Genomic DNA, 18371 nt, shown 5'->3' on the forward strand with positions numbered 1-18371 from the left:
CGCGGCCCGACGCGGATGACCGTAGCGCGGCGCCGGCTTCAGGCGCGCCGAAAGGCGCTTTCCGAAACGCCGTCGCCGCCTATCTGCGCCCTTCGGTCCTCGGACCCACGGCGAGGGTTACTCAGGAGCAGGACGGCGCCCTCGATGTCACTGACGAAGCGGATTGTGGGCCTCGTGGGCTTGGCCCTCCTGCCGGCGCTCGCCATACAGGGCTACAACGAGTACGCGCTGCGCAGCGCGCGGGGTGAGGCCGTCCGGGGCGAGGCCATGCGGACGGCACGCGGCGTCGCCGTCGACTTGGATCAGTTCAGTCGCGGCGCCAGGCAGATCCTCGGCATCCTGTCCGAGTTGCCGGAAATTCAGAAGAAGGATCCGCAAGTCTGCACGGCTTACCTCAGGAGCGTCGTCGATAAGGTTCCAGGATCGTTCTTCTTCGGCGTCGCCGATGCCGAAGGACGCATCCTGTGCAACACGCTCGGGTCGGCGCCCGGCGCGTACGCGATCGCGGACCGATCCTACTTCAAGGAGGCGATGCGAACCGGCGGCTTTGCCATCGGCGAGGTCGTGTCCGGCCGAATCACCAAGCGGCCGACCATCCAGTTCGCGCTGGCCATCCCCGGCGCCAATGGCCGCCCGGACGGCATCGTCCTGACGAGCATCGATCTCTCCTACCTGGCCATGCGCCAAGCCTCCGCCGGCCTGCCACCCGACGCGGCACTGACCGTCGCGGACCGGGACGGCACCGTCCTGATCCGTCTGCCCGATCACGACGAATGGGTTGGCAAGCCGCTTCCCGCGCCCTTCTGGGCGGCGCTGAGCCGCCATCGCGGCGGTGTCGCGGACTTGACCGGTCTCCAGGACAATCCGCGGATCACCGCGATCGCCGGGACGAGCCCGGAGGATCTCGGCTCCTTCACGGTCGCGGTCGGTCTCTCACCGGACACGGCCTTCGCCGACATCGATGCCGCCACTCGGCGCGGTCTCGTCCTGATCGGGATCGGGGCCGCCCTGGCGCTCGTGGCGGCGCTGATGGGCGGGCGCGCCTTTATCCGCCGGCCGGTCCGACGCCTTCTCCGGTCGGCCGCAGCCTGGCGGGCCGGCGAGCTGGATGTGCGCAGCGGGATCGGGGGACCTGGCGAGTTCGGCGAACTCGGCGAGGCGTTCGACGCCATGGCGGTCGCACTGCAAAAGCATGAGGGCGAGTTGCGCGCCGAGATCGCCCGCAGCCGCCTCCTTCAGGAGCGGCAGACGCTGCTGCTGCACGAACTCAACCACCGCGTGCGCAATACCCTGACGACGGTGCAATCGTTGGCCCGGCAGGCGCGGCGCGATGACGACCGTGGCGACCGGCTGGAAGGACGCATCCTCGCTCTCTCGAAGACGCACGATCTGCTCTCGCGGGATGATTGGGGTGGGGCACCGCTGCGGCTCGTCATCGAGAACGAGTTCGCACCCTTCCAGGACGGGAAGGGCCGCCGCTTCAGACTCGATGGGCCGGATCTCGACCTTCGGCCCCGCTACGTGCTCGCCCTCGGCATGACGATCCACGAACTGACCACCAACGCAGCCAAATACGGTGCGTTGGCGACGGAGGAAGGCCGGGTCGACGTGACGTGGCGTGTCGTCGTGGGGCCCGACAACGCTCGCCGGCTCGTGTTGGAGTGGCGGGAGAGCGGCGGACCGCCCGTGGCGGTACCGACACGTCGGGGCTTCGGCACGCGCCTGATCACCGGCGGCATCGCCCGGGAACTCGGCGGATCGGTCGAGCTGAGCTTTCCGCCTGAAGGCGCGCGCTGCGCTCTCGATGTCCCCCTGGATGAGCCCGACCGCTTCCTCTCCTCCCGCGATCTGGCCGGCCAGCTGCCCCAGCCCGTCGCCTGAGCCGCGCCCGGAACATGGACGGGTCAAGACCTTGGCGGCCGGCGCCTATCGCCCCTGGAACCTCGACACCGCCCAGCCGAGCGCCCGACACGCGCCGTAAGCCGAAGCCGCACAGAGTGCCGTGACGATCGGGACGATCACCCAATCGGCCGGCCCTGCATGGGGCCCGAACAGTCCTTTCGACACGCCCATGGCGGCACCCAGACCGCCGATCGTGGACGCCGCAGCGATGCCGAAGCGATGATACCGGGAACGCAGCCCGGAACGCTGCGGCGGCGGTCCGCCTTCGATGACCCGGAACGCCCGTCGCGGCTCGGGACGGCGCATCAGGCGACTATGCGCGTGTCGCCGCGCCCCGGAAAGCGCCAGATCGGATCAGCCGCGATCCCGCCACCGGTCCTGCGCATCCCGTCAGGCCGGATCGCGCCGCGGCCGGCATTCGGCACCGAAGCGACCCGGCAAGGGCAGACCCCGCTCAGGCCTTCGGGAAGTCGTAGAGTTCCGCGGGGTTGTCGACGAGGATGCGTGTCCGGTCGGCCTCGTTCGGCACGAAGGTCGGGAACAGATCGAGCAACAGGGCGTCGTCGGGCTTGTTGTCCTGACGCTCGGTGGGATGCGGCCAGTCGGTGCCCCAGACGCATCGTGTCGGTGCGGCGGCCGCGAAGGCGCGCGCGACGGCCACGGTATCGGCGTAGGTAGGCGGCCCCACTGTGGTGTCGGCGTAGAGGCCGGTGAGCTTCACCCAGGTGTTCCCCTGGTCGAGGAGCCGCCGCATCAGCTTGAACGTGTCGCTCTGAACGCCCGCCGGCTGTGGGCAGTGCGCCAAGTGATCGAAGACCAGCTTGCCGCGGATCTTCAGGAATGTGTCGGACGCCGCCACGATCTTGTCGCCCGGCATGTTGATCTGGCAGTGCCAGCCGAGGGCGTCCACACGCTGCGAGAGCGGTTCCAGCATGTCGAGCGTCGTGGTGCCGGCCTGCGCGAGGTTGAACCGGATGCCGCGGATGCCGAGACCGTGCAGCCGCTGCAGTTCCGCATCGCTGACTGCAGGCGTCACCACCGCGACGCCGCGGAAGTTCGGCCCGAGGGCCGCTATGCCGGCGAGCGTCGGGCGGTTGTCGGTTCCGTACAGCGAGGGTTGGACCACGACGCCCCGGGTGGTGCCGAGGCGGGCCTGCAGCGCGCGGTAATCGTCCGGCGTCGCGTCCGGGGCCGGCAGGCCGCCCGCGGCCGGCGGGACGCGGTTGTCGTAGATATGGAAATGGCAATCCGCGGTGTTCGGCGGGACCTTGAACGTCGGCGCCGCCGTGCCGGTCGAGAAGCGGACATTGTGCTGAGCGGAGGCCGGGCGGCCCCGCAGGCCGAGCGCGGCGCCGAGGGTTGCCGCGGCCGCACCGCCGAGCACGCGGCGACGGCTTGGGTCCAGTGTGATCATCGCGTCCTCCCGCTGCTTCGAGCCCGGCCGTCTGCGCGTCCGGTGTCACGCTCGGCAGCCTAGCGACGCGCCGCATGCGCCGGAACGGATCAAGGCGAATACTGGATACGATCGGGCGCGAGCGTCAGCGGAGGGTCCGGCCCGCGGAGATCCGCGTTCGCCCGAAGCCCGGTCCTAGGGCCTGGGAGGCCGGAAGGCGCCCGCGATGACGGGGCGCCCCCGGGCCCGGCTGCCTCAGGCGTTGTCGCCTCGGATCGCCGCGATGACCGCATCGGTGACCTGACGGGTCGTCGCCTTTCCGCCGAGGTCGGGCGTGTGCAGGCTCGGATCCGCGGTGACGCGCTCGACGGCGCGCATCAGCCGACCGGCCGCGTCCGGCTCGCCGAGGTGCTCCAGCATCTGGCACGCCGTCCAGAAGGTCGCGACCGGGTTGGCGATGCCCTTGCCGGTGATGTCGAAGGCCGAGCCGTGGATCGGCTCGAACATCGACGGGAAGGTGCGCTCCGGGTTGATGTTGGCGGTCGGCGCGATCCCGAGCGAGCCGGCGAGCGCCGCCGCGAGGTCCGACAGAATGTCGGCGTGCAGGTTGGTCGCCACGATGGTGTCGAGAGTCTCGGGCTTCATCACCATCCGCATCGTCATGGCATCGACCAGCATCTTGTCCCAGGTGACGTCGGGGAATTCCGCGGCGACCTCGGCGGCGATCTGGTCCCACATCACCATGGCGTGGCGCTGGGCGTTCGACTTGGTCACGACCGTGAGGAGCTTGCGCGGCCGGGATTGGGCGAGCTTGAACGCGTAGCGGATGATGCGGTCGACGCCCGACCGGGTCATCATCGAGACGTCGGTGGCGACCTCGTTCGGATGGCCCTGGTGGACCCGGCCGCCGACGCCGGCATACTCGCCCTCCGAGTTCTCGCGCACGATCACCCAGTCGAGTTCCGGCCCCGAGACGTGGCGCAACGGGCTGGTGATGCCCGGCAGGATGCGGGTCGGGCGAACATTGGCGTACTGGTCGAAGGGCTGGCAGATGTTGAGCCGCAGGCCCCAGAGCGTGATGTGGTCGGGCACGTCCGGCGCGCCCACCGCCCCGAAGAAGATCGCGTCGTGGTCCTTGATCTGCTCGCGACCGTCGGCGGGCATCATCACGCCGTGCTTCTTGTAGTAATCCGAACCCCAATCGAAATGGTCGAACCGGAACCGGAACGCGCCGGTCTTCTCGGCCAGCACGTCGAGCACCTCGATACCGGCGGCGATGACCTCGACGCCGATGCCGTCCGCCGGGATGGCCGCGATGGTGTAGGTCTTGGTCATGACAGATCTCCTTGGGAACGAGAGAGGGTTCAGCGCGCCAGCGCGCGTTCGGGCGTGGCGCGTCGCCCGGCGCGGGCGACCGCGAGGGTGAGGATGGCGGAGAGGACCAGAAGGCCGGCGACGAAGTACAGGCCGCCCGCGAAACTGCCGGTCCGGTCCTTGATCCAGCCGATCACCCAGGGTCCGACGAAGCCGCCGAGATTGCCGATCGCGTTGATGGTGGCAATGCCCACCGCGGCGGCCGGGCCGGACAGGAACATGGTCGGCATCGCCCAGAGGGGCGGCTTGGCGGAACTGATCCCGACATTGACGAGGCTCAGGGCGGCCACGACCCCCACCACCGACGACGCGCCACCGGCCAGGACGAGGCCGAGGGATGCGGCGAGGCAGGCGATGACCACGTGCCACGTGCGCTCGCCCGTCCGATCGGAATGGCGCGCCCACAGAACCATCGCCACCACCGCCGCGGTGGGCGGCACGGCGTTGAGCAGGCCGACCGTCATCGTGGACAAGCCGAGACCCTTGATGATCTGCGGCGCCCAGATGCCGAGGGTGTAGAGGCCGGCCGAGGTGCCGAAATAGATCAGTGCCAGCGCCAGCACGCGGGCGTCGGCAAGGCCGCTCAGCAGGCTGTGGCGGGCGCTCGGCTGCTTGGCGGCCCGCTCGGCGTTCATCTCGGCGACGAGCCAAGTGCGCTGGTCGTCGGCGAGCCAGGTCGCCGCCTCCGGTCGGTCGGTCAGGTAGAACAGCACCGCCACGCCCAGCAACACGGCGGGCACAGCCTCGACGATGAACATCCACTGCCAGCCGTGGAGGCCGAGGACGCCGTCCATCTCGAGCAAGAGGCTCGAGAGCGGCGAGCCGAGCAGCACCGAGATCGGCGCGGCCGCCATGAACAGCGAGACCACCGCGGCGCGATAGCGGCTCGGGAACCAGTAGCTCAGGTAGAGGATGATGCCGGGAAAGAATCCGGCCTCCGCGGCACCGAGCAGGAAGCGGAGCACGTAGAAGCTCGTCTCGCCCCGGATGAAGGCGAAGGCGCCCGAGAGGAAGCCCCAGGTGATCATTACGCGGGCGATCCAGAGCCGCGCACCGACCTTGTCGAGAATGATGTTCGACGGCACCTCGAACAGGAAATAGCCGAAGAAGAACACGCCGGCCCCGAAACCGAAGACAGAAGCCGAAAATCCGAGATCCTTGTTCATCGTCAGCGCCGCGAAACCGATATTCACGCGGTCGATGAAGGCGATGAAGTAGAGAAGGCAGATGAAGGGAACCAAGCGCCATGCGACGCGGCGCATGGTGGCGTGCTCGAGCGAGCCGTCCATCGTCTCCTCCCTTGGCCGTGGCGCGCTGTTGATTCTTGCGCGCCATCTTCCATGCAAGATGGCATACCGCTATAACCGGTGGGCAGACCTGTCAATGCCTGTTCCGCGGCGGATGTCGGCGGTGCTAGGGCAGCGGGATAGAGGAGGCGGTTGATGGCGCGGGCGCAGCGCGGCAAGGATCCGGAGATGCCGGGGGCCGCTGACGAGGGCGAGAAACGCACCTCGCTCGTCGACGACGCGTATGCGGCCCTGCGCGCCGCGATCCGCGATGCCAGCTTCGCTCCCGGCTACCAGGCCTCCGAGCAGGAGATCGCTCTGCGGCTGGGCATGAGCCGCACGCCGGTGCACGAAGCGGCGATCCGGCTGCAGGAGGACGGGCTCGTGCGGGTCCTGCCCCGGAAGGGCATCCTGATCCTGGCCCTCGCTCCGGATGACATGCGCGAGATCTACGACGTCGTCATCGCGATGGAGGGCCGTGCCGCCGAGCTGGTGGCTGCGCTACCCGACCATGAGCGCCTGGCGGCCGCGCAGGCGCTGGACGTCCAAACCGACATCATGGCCCAGGCTCATGCGCGCAGCGACCTCCCGGCCTGGGGGGAGGCCGACGAGGCCTTCCACGCTGCGCTGATCGAGCACGCCCGGAACGGGCGGATGAGCCGGATCGTGCAATCGATCAACGACCAGTCGCACCGGGCCCGGATGCTGACGCTCAACCTCCGCCGGGCGCTGGACGCCTCGATTGCGGAGCACCGGCGGATCGCGCAGGCGATCCGCGCGGGCGAGGGGGCCGAGGCCCTCGACGCCGCGCGTCAGCACCGCATCCGCGCGCGCAACGAACTGCTGCCATTGCTGGACAGCTACGGGCTCAAGCACCTGTAGGCCCGGCGCCGCACCACCGCGCCGTGTCGCCTCGTGCCGGGACATCGACGCGGTGGCCGCCTCCGCCCGCGCGCACGTGGTGAATGTCCGCCACAGCACCGCCCGGAACGCGGGGATCACCCGTGTAACGTTTTGTGTCAGCGGCACGTTTCGCGTTGCCGGGCCGCCCGCACCGCTTATGCTTCGGCCATGCACGAAGGCACGACCATCGCCATCGTCGAGGACGATTCCGACATCCGCGCGCTGCTCGCCGGCTATCTCGAAGGCGAGGGCTTCCGTGTCGTCGCCCTCGACGGTGGCGCCAGCCTCGACCGGATCCTGGCGGCCGGCACCGTCCCGGACCTGATCGTCCTCGACTGGATGCTGCCCGGCGAGGACGGGCTCTCGATCTGCCGGCGGCTGCGGGACGCGAACGGTCCGCCCGTGGTGATGCTGACCGCCAAGGACGAAGATATCGACCGCGTGCTGGGGCTGGAGATGGGCGCCGACGACTATGTCTCGAAGCCGTTCAACCCGCGCGTGCTCCTCGCCCGGATCCGGGCCGTCCTGCGCCGGGCAAGCGGCGGCGGCCACGTGGCCGAACCCGGCTCGGAAACGCTGAGCGTCGCGGATCTTACCGTGAATCTCGGGGCCCGCACCGTGACGATCCGCGATCCGGCCACCGAGATCCCGCTCACCAGCGCCGAGTACGACCTGCTGCACTGCTTCATCACGCGGCCCCAGCGCGTGCTGTCGCGCGACCAGCTCCTCGACTGGACCCGCGGCCGGACCGCCGACGCCTTCGACCGCACCATCGACGTGCAGGTGAGCCGCCTGCGGCACCGGCTCGAAGCCGCCGGCAGCACCGCGGCGGCCCTGATCAAGACCGTGCGCAACGCGGGCTACATCCTGGCCGCGCCGGTGAAGTCCGGCCTGCCGTGATGGGCCGGGTCGGCCTCCTCGGCCGGATCATGCTGCTCCTGCTGGGGGCGCTGTCGCTCCTCGTGCTCGCCACCGTGGCGCTGGATGATTGGCAGCGTCGCCAGGAACATCTGCCGAGCGGCTCGCGCTTTCCGCGCGTCGACCAAGCCGCCGGCATCATGACGCTCCTGCGGGATGCGGACCCGGCCGAAAGACCCGCCATCCTGAAGGCGGTGAGCGGGGAGATCCTGCGGGCGGAGATCGTCGACGTCCCCCCGGACGAGACCGGACTGATCCCGGAACCGCGCCTCGAAGCCCGTCTCCGGCGGCTGACGGGCGGTCCGGTCCGGGCGTTCACCGATTCGGCGCTGTTGCTGCGGGGCATCAACCCGTCCACGGTGGCGAGCGCCGACCAGCGTGGTCCCTTCGGCCGTCTGGCGACGGCGACATACCCGCTGCCCGACGGCCGGACCCTGGTGATCACCGCCGCCGCGCACCACCGCTCGCTCATGCCGTGGCTGTTCGGACAGCCGCTGAGTCTCTGGGTGGCCGTCCTCGGGGCCGTGGTGGCGGCTCTCGTGCTGGTCGGCACGCGCCACGAGCTTGCGCCGCTGCGGCGGCTGACGGACGCCGTGTCCCGCTTCGACGGCCGGGCTCCGGAGCGCGTGAACGCCCCGCGCGGCGCCCCCGAGATCCTTCGCCTCGCCCAGGCGATCCAGGGCATGCAGGAGCGGATCAGCGGCCTGATGGCCGAGCGTTCGCTGCTGATCGGGGCGATCTCGCACGACCTCAAGACGTATCTGACGCGGCTGCGCCTGCGCGCCGAGGGCGTGGCCGAGCCCAGGCTGCGGGAGCGGCTGGTGGCGGATCTCGACGCCATGACCGACCTGCTCGAGACCTCCCTGGTCTTCGCCCGCGGCACCGCCGTCGAGGCCGCCCGCTCGCCGGTGGATCTCGCCGATCTGGTGGCCGTGGAAGTCGCCGAGCACGCGGCGCAGGGCGCCAACATCGATATGACCGGCGAGGACGTGCGGGACGCGACCGTGGCCGGCGACGCCCTCGCGCTGCGCCGCGTCATCGCCAACCTGATCGGGAACGCGGTGAAGTTCGGGCAATCCTCGGTCGCCGTGGCGGTGCGGCGGACCGGCGCCGCCTGCCAGATCGTCGTCGAGGATGACGGGCCGGGCATTCCGGAAGCCGAACGCGCCGCGATCTTCAGCCCATATTACCGGGTCGAGCGCTCCCGAAACCGGCAGACCGGCGGGACCGGTCTGGGTCTCGCGATCAGCCGGCAGATCGCGGAGGCGCATGGCGGTACTGTGGTGGCCGAGAGAGGTTCGCAGGGCGGGGCCCGGTTCACCGTGACGCTGCCGGCCCTGACCTGACGCGCCGGCACCTCAACCGGGAAATCAAGCGTTACGCAACGTTACACGCCAGCCTCCGCCCGTCACATCCGGGCAGAGCGCACGGGCGAACCTACGCTCACACGTCGCGGCGGGACCAAAGCCGGGACGGATGGCACAGAGCCCCAAAGGCTCTCTCACGTGAGCAGAAGGAACGCACCGATGTTGAAGGTTCTCGGCCCGGCCGCTCTCCTCGTCGCCCTCGCGGCTCCGGCCTCGGCGTTGCCGCTCGTCCAGCCGGCGGTGTCCGCCGGACCGGGCGATGCGCAGATCATCCAAGTCTACGGCGGCTGCGGCCCCTACGGGCATCGGGGCCCCTACGGCGGCTGCCGTCCCGGCGGCCAATGGGGCGGCTACGTCCGGGGCGTCTCCTGCCCGCCCGGTTTCCACATCGGTCCCTACGGCCGACGCTGCTGGCCGAACTGACGCGTCGCCTGATCGCAACCCCGTACCGTGTCCGGCCCGCGGCCGGACGACCATGGAGTGACAGATGATCCGCAAGCTTGTCATGCCCGCAGCCCTCGCGGCGGGACTCCTGTTGGCCGGTTCGAGTGCCGAGGCCCGCGACGGGTGCGGCCCCGGCTTCCACCGCAACTTCTACGGCTGGTGCCGGCCAAACGGCTTCTACCGTCCGTTTGTCGTCGTTCCCGGCTACCGGTGGCGCTACGGCCATCCCTATGCCTGGCATCGGCGGTTCGGCTGGCACGGCGGCTATCGCTGGGGCGGCTTCCGGCATGCGGGCTGGCACGGCGGATGGCATCGGGACTGGCATGGTGGTTGGCACGGCGGCCACCACGGCGCCTGGCGCCATCGCTGGTGACCCGTCGCGGCGCTTGGCTTCCTAGGGCAGGACCAGGCCGGACAGCGCGTAGGTCAAGGCGGCGACGAGGCCGGCGGCCGGCATCGTGATCACCCAGGCCACCACGATCCCCTGCGCGACGTTCCACCGGACCGCCGAAACGCGGCGGGCCGCACCGACCCCCACGATCGCCCCGGTGATCGTGTGGGTGGTGGAGACCGGGATGCCGAACGCCGTCGCGGCGAACAGGGTCACGGCGCCGCCTGTCTCGGCGCAGAAGCCCTGCATGGGCGAGAGCCGGGTGATCTTCGATCCCATCGTGTGCACGATGCGCCAGCCGCCGAGCAGGGTGCCGACGGCCATGGCTGTCTGGCAGGACAGAACCACCCAGAGCGGCACGTGAAAGCTGCTGCTCTCGCCGTGGGCGTAGAGCAGCGCCGCGATGATACCCATCGTCTTCTGAGCGTCGTTGCCCCCGTGCCCGAGGGAGTAGAGCGAGGCCGAGACGAATTGCAGACTCCGGAACAGCCGGTCGACGGCCGTCGGCGTGGATCGGACGAAGAGCCACGACACGGCCAGCATCAGCAGCAGCCCGAGCCCGAAGCCCAGCGCCGGCGAGAGCACGATCGCCGCGCTCGTGGCGACGACGCCCTGCCAGACGATCACGCCCGTCCCCGCCTTGGCGATCCCGGCTCCGAGCAAGCCGCCGATGAGCGCGTGCGAGCTCGAGGACGGGATGCCCGCATACCACGTGAGCAGGTTCCACGTGATCGCGCCACCGAGCGCCCCCAGGATCACCCGGTCGTCCACGGCCGTGACGTCGATGATGCCGGACCCGACCGTCCCGGCGACGTGCAGGCCGAAGACGAGGAACGCGACGAAGTTGAAGAACGCCGCCCAGAACACCGCGTAGCGCGGCGCCAGAACCCGGGTCGACACGATGGTGGCGATCGAGTTGGCGGCGTCGTGCAGCCCATTCAGGAAGTCGAAGATCAGCGCGAGGGCGATCAGGGCGACGAGGAACGTCACGCGTGCGACTCGTCGCTCAAACGTGCTCGACCACGATACTGCTGATCTGGTTCGCCACGTCCTCGAACCGGTCCATGACTTTCTCCAGGTGATCGTAGAGCTCAGAGCCGACCAGGAAGGCCATCGGATCCTGCCGGGAGGCCTTGAACAGCCTCTTCAGTCCGGCATTGTGCAAGTCGTCCGCGCGGCCCTCCAGCTCGATGACGCGCTCGGTAAGGCCGTTCAGGGCGGCGGCGTTCTCGCCGAGGGCCCTCAATTTCGGCAGGGCCTCGGCGGTAACCAAGGCGGCCTCCTGGATCACCACGCCCATTTCGCGCATCGCCGGCTCGAAGGCCGTCACCTCGAACAGCTGGACCGCCTTGGCGGTCTTGAGCATCTGATCGATGGCATCGTCGAGGGAGCCGACCAGAGCCTGGATATCGCCGCGGTCGAAGGGCGTGATGAAGGTCCTGCGCACCGCCAGAAGGGCCTCGCGGGTGATCGCGTCGGCCTCGTCCTCGCGCGCCGCGATGGCCGCGCAAGCCCCCGCGATATCCTGCGTGCCATCGAGGAGGGCCCGGAGGGCGACCGCGCCGTCAACGAGCGTGGCGGCGTGACGCTCGAAGAGGCCGAAGAACCGGTCTTCCTTCGGCATCAGGGCCCGAAACCAAGCCAGCATGTCGTGTCCACGTTCAGAATATCGGTGTGACCGAAGGGCTGATCAGGGCCCGGCAAGCACAACCGCCAAGGAGGCCGGACCGATCCAGGCTTGCGCACGCAATTCGTCCGCCGATGGGGCGGATCTGCCGCTCACCGCAGCGGGAGGACACCCGGGCGCCGGCCGGCCCCGGCGGCGCGGCGCCATCGTCGCTTGCGCCCGAAGGTCCTGCGCGGGTCGGTACGGCGCGGGTCGGCCTGGCCCTTTCGCGGGCGCGGCTGTCGGATGGCGCCGATCGCCACCAGCGTCACCGCCCCGATCAGGATCAGGAGCGCCGCCCCCCAGTACAGGTTTTCGAACATCAGCGACTCCCGGGCCGATGACCTCCGCTCTTGAATAGTGAAGACCGCAGGCGATTGCGGCCAAAGCTGGACTATTCGAGCGGTGACGGCAACTCGGCTTTATCGGACGCGGCAAAGCTGTGGGTGACCTCGCGCTCTCCGACGACGGCATCGGCGCCGCAAGCCCCGGCGGCACGCGCCTCCCGTTGTCCTTGAGCCGGATCAAGGCAGCGGGCGCCGCGGTGACCGACGGTGATTCCGTCCAGAGCGGAGCCGACCGATGCACACCTACCGCGTGACCTTCTACATGACCGTTCCCGACGATACCGGGCACGACCACCGTGCCGTGCAGAGCACCATCCTGGTTCGCGCCCGCTCGGACGTGTCCGCCGAGTGGCAAGCCAAGGCGCTTCTGTGTGAGCGGGCAGGGGTGATCGACTGGCGGCTTAGGGCCGACAGCTGTGAGGTCGCGGCTCTCGCCGATGTGGCCGCGTGACGCGCCGACCGCACCACGGTCGGGGAGCCGGGCTCGGCTGAAGCGTCCGTGCGGCTCGCAGGACAGCCATGGGCTCACGATCGATTCGGCGCGCGCTCAGATCCGCACACGGCATGGGCAGAATGGCAGGCATTCCGCGCATCATTTAAGCATAGCAACATAGTTGCCGGATACATTTCGTAATATTTCTTGTTTGTGCGAGTAATACGACCGTATAAGCCGAGTAAAAAGTGGCACAAAAATCACATTGCCTGCGCGCAACCATCGCGGAGCACTAAACTCTATTGTCCCGAAGCCGCCGTCCGAGCATGATCGCAGCGCACTCAGGCATCGCCGAACGCGAGCCCTGACGAGCCTGCCGCCAAGACGCAGGCCAAACCAAAGACATGCGGTCAGATCTGGATAACCGGGCGGCCGCGCCACGGGTCTCGAAGCTTTGGAGATATCTATGACGCTCTTGAAGAGCTCGCTGCTCGGGTCAGCGGCTGCATTCGCGGCCGTGGGTGCCGCGCACGCCGCCGATCTTCCGGTGAAGAAGGCGGTTCCGATCGAGTACGTCCGCGTCTGCGGCGCGTATGGCGCCGGCTTCTTCTACATCCCCGGCACCGATACCTGCCTGCGCGTCTCGGGCCGCGCCCGGTTCGAGGGTGGCTACCAGACCAGCTACACCCGCCAATCCGGCACCAACAGCGGCGACACGTCGGGCTACCAGGGTCGGATGCGCATCAACCTCGATGCCCGCACCCAGACTGCCTACGGCACCCTGCGCGCCTTCGTCCGCCTCGATGCCGGCGCCCGCACCGGCTACTCCGGCGTCGGCACCTCCGGCACCCAGCAGCGCATCGGTCAGGCCTTCCCGGGCATCGGCACCGATCAGTTCGGCCGCGACCAGCAATACGTGAACGTCGACAAGGCGTTCATCCAGTTCGCCGGCCTGACCGCCGGTCGCGCCTCCTCGTTCTTCGACTTCTACGCCCACGACTTCGAAATCGCCGCAGCGACCCTCGGCTCCGACGTGTTCTCGACCAACCTGCTCGCCTACACGGCCACGATCGGCAACGGCCTGTCGGCCACGATCTCGATCGAAGATCCGGTCTTCCGCCGCACCCCGATCTTCTCGCCGCAGAACGTCTCGGCCATGCTCAACACCGGTAGCGTGTCGAACTTCGGCGTGACCAACCAGCCGACGCAGGTCTTCGTCGGCTATACCGGCGGCGTCCCGACGCGCTTCAGCACCATCGACACCATTGAGCGCGAGCGCATGCCCGACTTCGTCGGCGTCGTCCGCCTCGACCAAGCCTGGGGTTCGGCCCAGCTGTCAGCCGCAACGCACGAGCTGAACGTCGGCAACATCTCGACCGCCGCAACCACCGGCACAGGCTCCATCGTCTCTCCGGCACACACCAACAGCGTGTATGGCTGGGCGGTTCAGGGCGGCCTGAAGATCAACACCCCGTTCATCGCCCCGGGCGACGCCCTCTACCTGCAGGGTGCCTACGGCGACGGCGCGCAGATGTATACCGGCTACTGCGCCTATACCGGCTGCTACACGCAGAGCACACAGACGATCCAGGGCCAGAAGTTCAACCAGTACTTCTCGGATGCGACGGTCAACCCGTATACGGGCCAGCTGCAGACCTCGCAGAGCTTCACTGTCACGGCGTCGTACCTGCACTACTGGACCCCGGAATGGCGCTCGGCGTTCTTCGGCTCCTACGGCGAGCAGGACTTCTCGGCGACCGCCCGCTTCCAGCAGGGCCAGCTCTACGGACTCGTGAGCGGGCTTGCCGGCAGCAATCCGTTCGGCTCCAACGCCGTCGGCACGCCCGGCACCCGGTTCTTCCAGCTGAGCCAAGCCTTGCGTGACACCTACCAGTTCGTGGCGGGCGGCAGCATCATCTGGTCGCCGGTCAAGGACCTCGATATCGGCGTCGAGGCCTTCTACACGCAGATCGGCCTGAAGAGCGGCCGGGCGATCGACCTGGACAAGAGCCCGACCGCCTACTCGAACATCGCTGCCATCAACGCCGGCACGTTCGCTGTCGCCACGGCCTCGAAGGACTCGGTTTCGCAGGTGCGCTTCCGCGTCCAGCGCGACTTCTGATCACCACTGGCGATCGGAACATGATGCCGTGGCAGCCTGCCTCGGCGTCATGGACTACCCCCGTGCAAAATGGGAACTTGAGCCCGGCCTCGTGCCGGGCTTTTTTTGTGCCCGCCGGCAACGCGCGCACCTGAGGGGCGGCTCGCTGCGTCTGTGCGGTGCCGCACTGCGGTCGCGATGGGACATGTCCCATCTGCCGCCTTTACAACGGACGAGCCCCCGATCCCGCGGATGCTGTTCGTGTTGGCGCAACCCGGCATCGCCGAGCCCGGGTGGCAGGCGGCGCGTGCGGATCACCGGGACGGCTTTACCAAGCGTTCATTCTCCGGGTGTCCCATCCGGGTCCGAACAGGCAGGATGTGGAAACATGCCGACCGAGACGAACACGCCGTCCGAGGAGCCGATCCTCGAAGTCTGGCGCATCGTGGCCCTCGCTCTGATCGTCGCGGCCGGGATGCTGTTCGTCCACCTGATCATCCCGAACGAGGCCGACGCGTTCACGGGCCCGTCCGCGACGGCTATCGCCACGCGCTGACCAGCCCGCGAGGCCGGGCTCCTGGCCAGCGTCAGGCTGGTCCTAACGGGTGCCCGCCGATTTCGGACCGGCCCGATCCAGGGCGGTCGCCGCGGCGTTCAGGTCATGCCTCACCTGGGCGATCACCGTCGCCCGCTCGTCGCCCTGCGCGTTCAGCGCCTCAAGGAAAGCGGTCCAATCCGCGCGGGCGCTGCTCGGGATCTGGCTGTCGAGCCGTCGCCGAAGCTGGGCGATGCGTCCGTCGGCCGTCGCGACCGCAGGGGCGGCGGCATCGGCGTCGTACACGCCGACCGCGCAGGTCTGATCACCCGCCTTGGTGTAGTAGGTGGTCTTCGGCTCCTCCACGGTGCTGCCGGGCTTAGGGAACAGGTAACGGATCACCGAGATCTGCCCGGGCTTGGCCGCCGCCATCATCGTGCGAATGAAATAGTTTCCGGTCCTGTCGTGCAGGTCCCGTACGTCGTGCCCTCTCAGGATCGGGTTGGGATGGGCGCTCATGATGCCGTCCGGGCCGATGCAGAACACGTAGGTGTCGGCGGTGCGAAAGCCGCGTGCCCCGTCGGTGAAATCCTGGAGCGCCCGGCCCCGGTTGGACTGCAAGGCCCGATCCACGCGCCCGAGCATCCAGGACGCGAATCCGTTCGGGCTCGGATCGTCGCAGGAGGTCGGGGCCTCACCGTCGCCGCAGGCCAGAGCCGGCGCTATCGGACCCGACCCGAGGATCAATACAGCTGCAAGCACCGAAGCTTTCAGCGACATCGGCCTCTCCCGAATCCAGCACATCCTCTCGAATCAGCACAATCAGAAACTGCACTCGCCACCTTGGCAAGCGCTCAATACAGATCTCACGCACTCGTCAGAGCGTTGGCTGAGGTGTGCCGCCTATTGCATCGGCAGGGGAATCGCCTCGATTCCCACCTCGCCGATCCCGCGCGCCGCCAGCGCCGTGCGCAGAGACGCGTTCAGGCAGGTGCCGGCCGTGAAGGCGCCGGTCGCAGTTCCGTGTCGGCCCGCGTCGCGGGGCAGGGGGCCGATCAGCTGCACCACGCGCCGCGCGATAGCCGGGGCCGGATCGATCCACGTGACCGGCCAGGGCGCGAGCGCCTCGAGACGCGGCAGCAGCAGGGGGTAGTGCGTGCAGGCGAGACAGACCACGTCCGTGCGCCGCCCGTCCGGCTCGGTCGTGAAGCAGGGCGCGATCTCGGCCGCGAGTACCGCATCGTCCACCGGAGAACCGGCGAGTTCCGCCTCCGCGTAACTCGCGAGGTTCTGCGAGCCGACGAGGCTGACCGTGCAGGATCCGGCATAGGTCGCGATCAGGTCGCGGGTGTAGGAGCGGACCACCGTTCCGGGCGTCGCGAGCAGGGAGACCAGGCGCGAGCGCGTTGCCTCGGCGGCCGGCTTGATCGGCGGCACGACCCCCACGAAGGGCGTCGTGAAGCGCTGGCGCAAGGCCGGCAGGACCAGCGTTGAGGCGGTGTTGCAGGCGATGACCACGAGGTCGGGCCGGTGGATCGCGACGAGGCGCTCCATCACCGTGAGGACGCGGGCGACGAGGGCCGGCTCGCCGAGCCGTCCGTACGGGAAGGCCGCGTCGTCGCCGACATAGACGTAGCGGGCATCCGGCCGGGCGCGGCGCACCGCGTCGAGGACGGTCAGGCCGCCCAGACCGGAATCGAAGACCAGGATGGTCGGCTCGTTGGCGACGTGCAGCGCGGCGGCGGACAAGCTGGCCCCAGCCATCAGATCGATCCGCATGGAAACCCTAGACTCCTCGACGAGCGTCCTAAAATCTCGGCGGCGAGGGTTAAGGGGCCCTCACTGCGGCGAGAGAAAGACCCGCGATCCCCAACTGTTCCGGTTAACCGCGGCGCCCGCGGAGCGAAGACGCACAGGACCGTGCCGGCCAGGCTTCCCGATCTGCAGAGGTTGTCTGGCCACGGCTGGGACATATCTTCTGCGCGCTGGCTCGGAATCGAGGAAATGGTTCCGCGTCGTGCCCAGATCGGGGGACAATCGTCATGGCAGCCACGGCCGCACTGCGCCCGGAGGGGGCGCGCGAGCAGGGGGCGCCAGCCTTCCCGCCGCCCACCGTCACCGCCCGCCCGATCGACCGGGCCGCCTGGATCGCCGCGTTCCGCCACGTGCGGCACGAGACCGAGCGCCGCGCCGCGCCGCTCTCCGCGGAGGACCAGCAGGTCCAGTCCATGGCGGATGCCAGCCCGACCAAGTGGCATCGCGCGCACGTCACGTGGTTCTTCGAGCAATTTCTGCTCCGCGAGCACCTGCCGGGTTACGCCATCTTCGATGAGCGGCTGCACTACCTGTTCAACTCGTACTACGTGGCAGCCGGCCCGCGTCAGCCGCGCATCCAGCGGGGCCTGATCACGCGCCCGACCATGGCGGAGGTGAGCGCCTACCGGGCGCATGTCGACCAGGCCGTGGAGAGCCTGCTCGGTCAGGTCTCCGAGCGCGCCCTGGAGGCGGTGCTGCCGATCCTGGAGATCGGCCTCTTCCACGAGCAGCAGCATCAGGAGCTCCTGCTCACCGACATCCTGCACGCCTTCGCGCAGAACCCGCTGAGCCCCGCCTACGATCCCGCTTGGCGGTTTCCCGACGCCGCCGCGCAGCCCGGCCAGGTCGGTCTGGACCGGGGCATCGCGTGGATCGGGCATGAGGGGGAGGGGTTCTCGTTCGACAACGAGTCGCCCCGCCACGAGACGCTGATCGCGGCCAGCCGGATCGACCGGGCGCTGGTCACGAACCGCCAGTGGCTCGCCTTCATGGAAGACGACGGTTACACCAAGCCCGAGCTGTGGCTCTCGGACGGCTGGTATGCCGGTCCGGGCGAGGGCTGGGAGGCGCCGGGCTACTGGCGCCGGGACGGGGACGGCTGGGCCACCATGACCCTCGGCGGCCTGCGCCCGGTGGCGCTCGACGCGCCCGTCACCCACATCAGCTACTATGAGGCCGACGCCTATGCCCGCTGGGCGGGCCGCTTCCTGCCGACCGAGTTCGAGTGGGAGGTCGCAGCCCGGGACGGCCAGCTGCCGGACGCGTTCGGCCTCGTCTGGCAATGGACCCGGAGCGCCTACCTCGCCTATCCGGGCTACCGCCCGCTGCCGGGCGCGCTCGGCGAGTACAACGGCAAGTTCATGGCCAACCAGTTCGTGCTGCGCGGCTCGTCCGTCGCCACGCCCGAGGGCCATGCCCGTCTGCCCTACCGCAACTTCTTCTATCCGCACCAGCGCTGGCAGTTCACCGGCCTGCGCCTCGCGGACGCCGCCTGA

19 protein-coding genes are annotated in these 18371 nt (G+C 69.1%); 10 read left to right on the plus strand and 9 right to left on the minus strand.

From position 1 onward, the window contains the following. The first annotated feature begins 144 nt into the window (after positions 1-144). On the plus strand, positions 145-1881 hold the full coding sequence (locus ABIE45_RS15355; RefSeq protein WP_192708674.1) for an HWE histidine kinase domain-containing protein: 1737 nt from the start codon (positions 145-147) through the stop codon (positions 1879-1881). A 45-nt stretch (positions 1882-1926) separates the two neighbouring features. On the opposite strand, the gene ABIE45_RS15360 is transcribed toward ABIE45_RS15355, so the two are convergent. From ABIE45_RS15360 to ABIE45_RS15375, 4 genes are all read right to left on the minus strand, one after another. Then, the gene (locus ABIE45_RS15360) at positions 1927-2208 is read right to left on the minus strand and encodes a hypothetical protein (protein WP_373622360.1); all 282 of its coding nucleotides are present in this window, start codon (positions 2206-2208) and stop codon (positions 1927-1929) included. 148 nt (positions 2209-2356) lie between these two features. Next, a complete protein-coding gene (locus tag ABIE45_RS15365) occupies positions 2357-3316 on the minus strand; it encodes an amidohydrolase family protein (RefSeq protein ID WP_192708675.1) in 960 nt (319 codons plus the stop codon). 234 nt (positions 3317-3550) lie between these two features. Continuing rightward, a complete protein-coding gene (locus ABIE45_RS15370; RefSeq protein WP_192708676.1) occupies positions 3551-4630 on the minus strand; it encodes a tartrate dehydrogenase in 1080 nt (359 codons plus the stop codon). Between the two features lie 29 nt (positions 4631-4659). Beyond that, on the minus strand, positions 4660-5958 hold the full coding sequence (locus ABIE45_RS15375) for an MFS transporter (RefSeq protein WP_192708677.1): 1299 nt from the start codon (positions 5956-5958) through the stop codon (positions 4660-4662). A 153-nt stretch (positions 5959-6111) separates the two neighbouring features. Here ABIE45_RS15375 and ABIE45_RS15380 point away from each other — a divergent pair, with 153 nt between their 5' ends. The 5 genes from ABIE45_RS15380 (at position 6112) to ABIE45_RS15400 (ending at position 9960) form a co-directional block, all read left to right on the plus strand. Continuing rightward, complete coding sequence (locus ABIE45_RS15380; RefSeq protein WP_192708678.1) at positions 6112-6837, plus strand: GntR family transcriptional regulator; 726 nt, start codon at positions 6112-6114, stop codon at positions 6835-6837. A gap of 189 nt (positions 6838-7026) precedes the next feature. Continuing rightward, positions 7027-7758 carry a response regulator gene (locus ABIE45_RS15385; protein ID WP_192708679.1) on the plus strand — a complete coding sequence of 244 codons (732 nt, stop codon included), beginning with the start codon at positions 7027-7029 and terminating at the stop codon, positions 7756-7758. Then, positions 7758-9122, plus strand: coding sequence for a HAMP domain-containing sensor histidine kinase (locus ABIE45_RS15390; RefSeq protein ID WP_192708680.1), 1365 nt, complete (start codon positions 7758-7760; stop codon positions 9120-9122). The genes ABIE45_RS15385 and ABIE45_RS15390 overlap by 1 nt, the downstream gene beginning before the upstream one ends. 180 nt (positions 9123-9302) lie before the next feature. Beyond that, a complete protein-coding gene (locus ABIE45_RS15395) occupies positions 9303-9566 on the plus strand; it encodes a GCG_CRPN prefix-to-repeats domain-containing protein (protein ID WP_192708681.1) in 264 nt (87 codons plus the stop codon). Between the two features lie 64 nt (positions 9567-9630). After that, a complete protein-coding gene (locus tag ABIE45_RS15400; RefSeq protein ID WP_192708682.1) occupies positions 9631-9960 on the plus strand; it encodes a GCG_CRPN prefix-to-repeats domain-containing protein in 330 nt (109 codons plus the stop codon). 21 nt (positions 9961-9981) lie between these two features. Here the strand turns inward: ABIE45_RS15400 and ABIE45_RS15405 are convergent, their stop codons facing one another. The 3 genes from ABIE45_RS15405 to ABIE45_RS15415 all read right to left on the minus strand — a co-directional run bounded on the left by ABIE45_RS15405 (position 9982) and on the right by ABIE45_RS15415 (position 11967). Next, the gene (locus tag ABIE45_RS15405; protein ID WP_192708683.1) at positions 9982-10968 is read right to left on the minus strand and encodes an inorganic phosphate transporter; all 987 of its coding nucleotides are present in this window, start codon (positions 10966-10968) and stop codon (positions 9982-9984) included. A gap of 16 nt (positions 10969-10984) precedes the next feature. Then, positions 10985-11626, minus strand: a complete 642-nt coding sequence (locus tag ABIE45_RS15410; protein ID WP_192708684.1) for a DUF47 domain-containing protein — start codon at positions 11624-11626, stop codon at positions 10985-10987. A gap of 131 nt (positions 11627-11757) precedes the next feature. Continuing rightward, the gene (locus tag ABIE45_RS15415) at positions 11758-11967 is read right to left on the minus strand and encodes a hypothetical protein (protein ID WP_192708685.1); all 210 of its coding nucleotides are present in this window, start codon (positions 11965-11967) and stop codon (positions 11758-11760) included. A 259-nt stretch (positions 11968-12226) separates the two neighbouring features. Here ABIE45_RS15415 and ABIE45_RS15420 point away from each other — a divergent pair, with 259 nt between their 5' ends. From ABIE45_RS15420 to ABIE45_RS15430, 3 genes are all read left to right on the plus strand, one after another. Beyond that, complete coding sequence (locus ABIE45_RS15420) at positions 12227-12442, plus strand: hypothetical protein (protein WP_192708686.1); 216 nt, start codon at positions 12227-12229, stop codon at positions 12440-12442. A 448-nt stretch (positions 12443-12890) separates the two neighbouring features. Then, positions 12891-14546 (plus strand): porin, encoded by a 1656-nt coding sequence (locus ABIE45_RS15425; protein ID WP_192708687.1) that lies wholly within the window; start codon positions 12891-12893, stop codon positions 14544-14546. Positions 14547-14913: 367 nt separating this feature from the next. After that, entirely contained in the window at positions 14914-15081 is a 168-nt protein-coding gene (locus ABIE45_RS15430) for a hypothetical protein (RefSeq protein ID WP_192708688.1), read from the plus strand. 42 nt (positions 15082-15123) lie between these two features. Here ABIE45_RS15430 and ABIE45_RS15435 read toward each other — a convergent pair whose 3' ends face one another. Together ABIE45_RS15435 and murI are read right to left on the minus strand one after the other, a co-directional pair. Then, positions 15124-15840 (minus strand): cache domain-containing protein, encoded by a 717-nt coding sequence (locus ABIE45_RS15435; RefSeq protein ID WP_192708689.1) that lies wholly within the window; start codon positions 15838-15840, stop codon positions 15124-15126. Positions 15841-15963: 123 nt separating this feature from the next. After that, positions 15964-16839 carry a glutamate racemase gene (gene murI / locus ABIE45_RS15440; protein ID WP_192708690.1) on the minus strand — a complete coding sequence of 292 codons (876 nt, stop codon included), beginning with the start codon at positions 16837-16839 and terminating at the stop codon, positions 15964-15966. 263 nt (positions 16840-17102) lie between these two features. Here murI and egtB point away from each other — a divergent pair, with 263 nt between their 5' ends. Continuing rightward, positions 17103-18371, plus strand: coding sequence for an ergothioneine biosynthesis protein EgtB (gene egtB / locus ABIE45_RS15445; RefSeq protein WP_192708691.1), 1269 nt, complete (start codon positions 17103-17105; stop codon positions 18369-18371).

Source organism: Methylobacterium sp. OAE515, from assembly GCF_041806315.1.
GTDB classification, from domain to species: Bacteria; Pseudomonadota; Alphaproteobacteria; order Rhizobiales; family Beijerinckiaceae; genus Methylobacterium; species Methylobacterium tardum.

What these genes read in the sequence shown, in the direction of transcription:
- ABIE45_RS15355 (WP_192708674.1), top strand. Translation starts at nt 145, where the DNA reads ATGTCACTGACGAAGCGGATTGTGGGCCTCGTGGGCTTGGCCCTCCTG.
- ABIE45_RS15360 (WP_373622360.1), bottom strand. Translation starts at nt 2,208, where the DNA reads ATGCGCCGTCCCGAGCCGCGACGGGCGTTCCGGGTCATCGAAGGCGGA.
- ABIE45_RS15365 (WP_192708675.1), bottom strand. Translation starts at nt 3,316, where the DNA reads ATGATCACACTGGACCCAAGCCGTCGCCGCGTGCTCGGCGGTGCGGCC.
- ABIE45_RS15370 (WP_192708676.1), bottom strand. Translation starts at nt 4,630, where the DNA reads ATGACCAAGACCTACACCATCGCGGCCATCCCGGCGGACGGCATCGGC.
- ABIE45_RS15375 (WP_192708677.1), bottom strand. Translation starts at nt 5,958, where the DNA reads ATGGACGGCTCGCTCGAGCACGCCACCATGCGCCGCGTCGCATGGCGC.
- ABIE45_RS15380 (WP_192708678.1), top strand. Translation starts at nt 6,112, where the DNA reads ATGGCGCGGGCGCAGCGCGGCAAGGATCCGGAGATGCCGGGGGCCGCT.
- ABIE45_RS15385 (WP_192708679.1), top strand. Translation starts at nt 7,027, where the DNA reads ATGCACGAAGGCACGACCATCGCCATCGTCGAGGACGATTCCGACATC.
- ABIE45_RS15390 (WP_192708680.1), top strand. Translation starts at nt 7,758, where the DNA reads ATGGGCCGGGTCGGCCTCCTCGGCCGGATCATGCTGCTCCTGCTGGGG.
- ABIE45_RS15395 (WP_192708681.1), top strand. Translation starts at nt 9,303, where the DNA reads ATGTTGAAGGTTCTCGGCCCGGCCGCTCTCCTCGTCGCCCTCGCGGCT.
- ABIE45_RS15400 (WP_192708682.1), top strand. Translation starts at nt 9,631, where the DNA reads ATGATCCGCAAGCTTGTCATGCCCGCAGCCCTCGCGGCGGGACTCCTG.
- ABIE45_RS15410 (WP_192708684.1), bottom strand. Translation starts at nt 11,626, where the DNA reads ATGCTGGCTTGGTTTCGGGCCCTGATGCCGAAGGAAGACCGGTTCTTC.
- ABIE45_RS15415 (WP_192708685.1), bottom strand. Translation starts at nt 11,967, where the DNA reads ATGTTCGAAAACCTGTACTGGGGGGCGGCGCTCCTGATCCTGATCGGG.
- ABIE45_RS15420 (WP_192708686.1), top strand. Translation starts at nt 12,227, where the DNA reads ATGCACACCTACCGCGTGACCTTCTACATGACCGTTCCCGACGATACC.
- ABIE45_RS15425 (WP_192708687.1), top strand. Translation starts at nt 12,891, where the DNA reads ATGACGCTCTTGAAGAGCTCGCTGCTCGGGTCAGCGGCTGCATTCGCG.
- ABIE45_RS15430 (WP_192708688.1), top strand. Translation starts at nt 14,914, where the DNA reads ATGCCGACCGAGACGAACACGCCGTCCGAGGAGCCGATCCTCGAAGTC.
- ABIE45_RS15435 (WP_192708689.1), bottom strand. Translation starts at nt 15,840, where the DNA reads ATGTCGCTGAAAGCTTCGGTGCTTGCAGCTGTATTGATCCTCGGGTCG.
- murI (WP_192708690.1), bottom strand. Translation starts at nt 16,839, where the DNA reads ATGCGGATCGATCTGATGGCTGGGGCCAGCTTGTCCGCCGCCGCGCTG.
- egtB (WP_192708691.1), top strand. Translation starts at nt 17,103, where the DNA reads ATGGCAGCCACGGCCGCACTGCGCCCGGAGGGGGCGCGCGAGCAGGGG.